Raw genomic sequence first — 1,868 nt, 5'->3', positions numbered from 1 at the left:
CCCTGCCGCTCGAGCTCGAGCTCTGCGCGGATCGCCGGCGCGATGCCGGCGCTGAACGGCGGACCCCACGGCACGTGGATGAGGCTGAGCGGCACGGATGCCGCGACCGCGCTCATGAGCGCGAACTGTGCCGTGCGCACGCGCTCGTCCTGCCAGCCGAGCAGTCGCGGGAAGCGCAGCAGGAGGAAGACCGCGTCGACCGGCGAGATCCGGTCGATGCGGATCTCGTCGGAGTCGCGGGTCGGCAGCGGGATGAAGAGGGCGCGCAGCGGCAGCCGGTCGCCCGCCTGAGCTGCAGGGCGCAGCACCTGGCGGTCGTCGGCCGATTGGCGGCGATCGGGGGATGCCCCGTCGAATGCGGCGGCGAGCGTGTCGGCACCCTTGCGCAGCCGCAGCTCGGACGAGCCGCGGCGCGCCACCGGCTGCGCGTCGACCGAGTCGATGCGCAGCACGTCGTCGGCCAGCATCCGCGCACCGGCGGCGCACATCAGGGTCGCCATCGTGGACTTGCCCATGCCGGAGTTGCCCGTGAAGGCGATCGCGCCGCCGCCGACCTCGACCGCACTCGCGTGCAGCACGAGGTGCCCGCGCTGATAGAGCTGCCAGGCGAGAAAGCCCCCGAGGGTCAGCACGGACTCGATGCCAGGGGTCGCGCCCCGGTGTCGCCGGACGACCGCCTGCGTGAGGTCCTCCGAGACCTCGAACTCGCAGGCATCCACGAAGACGAGCAGGTACGTGCCGTCCGCGCGCTGCTCGCAGTAATAGAGGTCCTCGCCGCCCGGCGCGTAGCGCATCGTGATGACGCCGTCGCCGGGGCCGTGCGAGGGCACCTCGTGCTGCTCGTGGGTCAGCGACACGTCGGCGGCGTGGGTCCAGAGCTCGGTGGGCGCCGCCTGCAGCGCGCGGTCGGCCTGCACGCTGAGGCCGTAGATCGTGGTGCGCCAGGTCATCTCGCGGCCTCCAGCTCGGGTGCGCGCAGAACGGTGAAGCGCTCGAGCGCCATGGGGTCGAGTGAGACGCCGTCGAGCTCGACCCAGGCGTGCGCGGTCACCTCGCCGCCGTCTTTGGCCACGCCGACGCGCAGCACGGGGGCACGGTCACGCAGGATGTCGGCGAAGACCAGGGCTCTGCGCAGGCAGGTGCCGTTGAACGGCCGGTGCTGAAGCACGCGCGCCGCGAGGGCGAGCTCGCCGCGCTCGGCGGCACTCAGCGCCGGCAGCGCATCGGCCTCGCGCGGCGGCTCGAAGACGAGCACCGCGCCGAAGCGGCGCGCGGTCGCGTCGAGGGTCTCGCGGCGCAGGGACCGCTCGATGCGCCGCGCAACGACGGCGGTGCGCGCGATGCGGCCCCAGCCGTGAGGGCCGAGGGCCGCGACGCGGCGGAGGCGGGGACGGGTGCTCATGCGGCTGCTCTCACTGGTCGGGTCGATGGAGCGGGAATCCCCCGGGCGGACGGATCCGCCCGGGGGACGGTCACCGGCTCGGCTCAGGACACCTTGTGGTCGGTGCCCCAGGTGAAGAACAGGAACTGGTCGTCGTTGCCGTCCGTCCCCTGCGCGAGCGTGGTGCCAGAGACCGAACCGACGGTACGGATGCTGGGAGCTTCGTATGCCATTGCGGGCTCCTTTCTTCGTTGAATGAGTCACCCGGCAGGAAGTCCCGGCACAGGCTTGATTCGAAGCTAACGAGGCACCCGATAGTTGACAATGTCTCAGTTATGCCCATTTCGGGGGGACGCCGCCGCCTGCGCGCCGGGGGCGCCGCTCACCTCGGAGGCGCCTTCGACAGGCAGCCCCTCGGCATGCAGCCACGCCGCGTGCAGCGCGAGCACCGACGCACCCGCGGGGTGCTCGGAGAGCCACTCGGCGC

Annotated in this window: 3 protein-coding genes; all 3 read right to left on the bottom strand. The window is 72.4% G+C overall.

Annotated features, from left to right (window positions below; all coding sequences use genetic code 11):
* A partial coding sequence (locus tag ACM2XV_RS14925; protein ID WP_487027506.1) for a phosphoenolpyruvate carboxykinase (ATP) occupies positions 1-950 on the bottom strand: 950 nt, incomplete at its 3' end.
* Positions 947-1,402, bottom strand: coding sequence for a lasso peptide biosynthesis B2 protein (locus ACM2XV_RS14920; protein WP_487027505.1), 456 nt, complete (start codon positions 1,400-1,402; stop codon positions 947-949). The genes ACM2XV_RS14920 and ACM2XV_RS14925, both read right to left, overlap by 4 nt.
* Before the next feature lie 83 nt (positions 1,403-1,485).
* Entirely contained in the window at positions 1,486-1,614 is a 129-nt protein-coding gene (locus ACM2XV_RS14915; RefSeq protein WP_344776847.1) for a hypothetical protein, read from the bottom strand.
* Positions 1,615-1,868 lie beyond the last annotated feature (254 nt).

Source organism: Gryllotalpicola sp. CP2-P1, assembly GCF_057512245.1.
The sequence above is the reverse complement of the archived record's forward strand: the minus strand, read 5'-3'. Positions and strand labels throughout refer to the sequence as shown.

Coding starts and splice junctions, on each gene's coding strand:
- ACM2XV_RS14920 (WP_487027505.1), bottom strand. CDS start 1,402: ATGAGCACCCGTCCCCGCCTCCGCCGCGTCGCGGCCCTCGGCCCTCAC.
- ACM2XV_RS14915 (WP_344776847.1), bottom strand. CDS start 1,614: ATGGCATACGAAGCTCCCAGCATCCGTACCGTCGGTTCGGTCTCTGGC.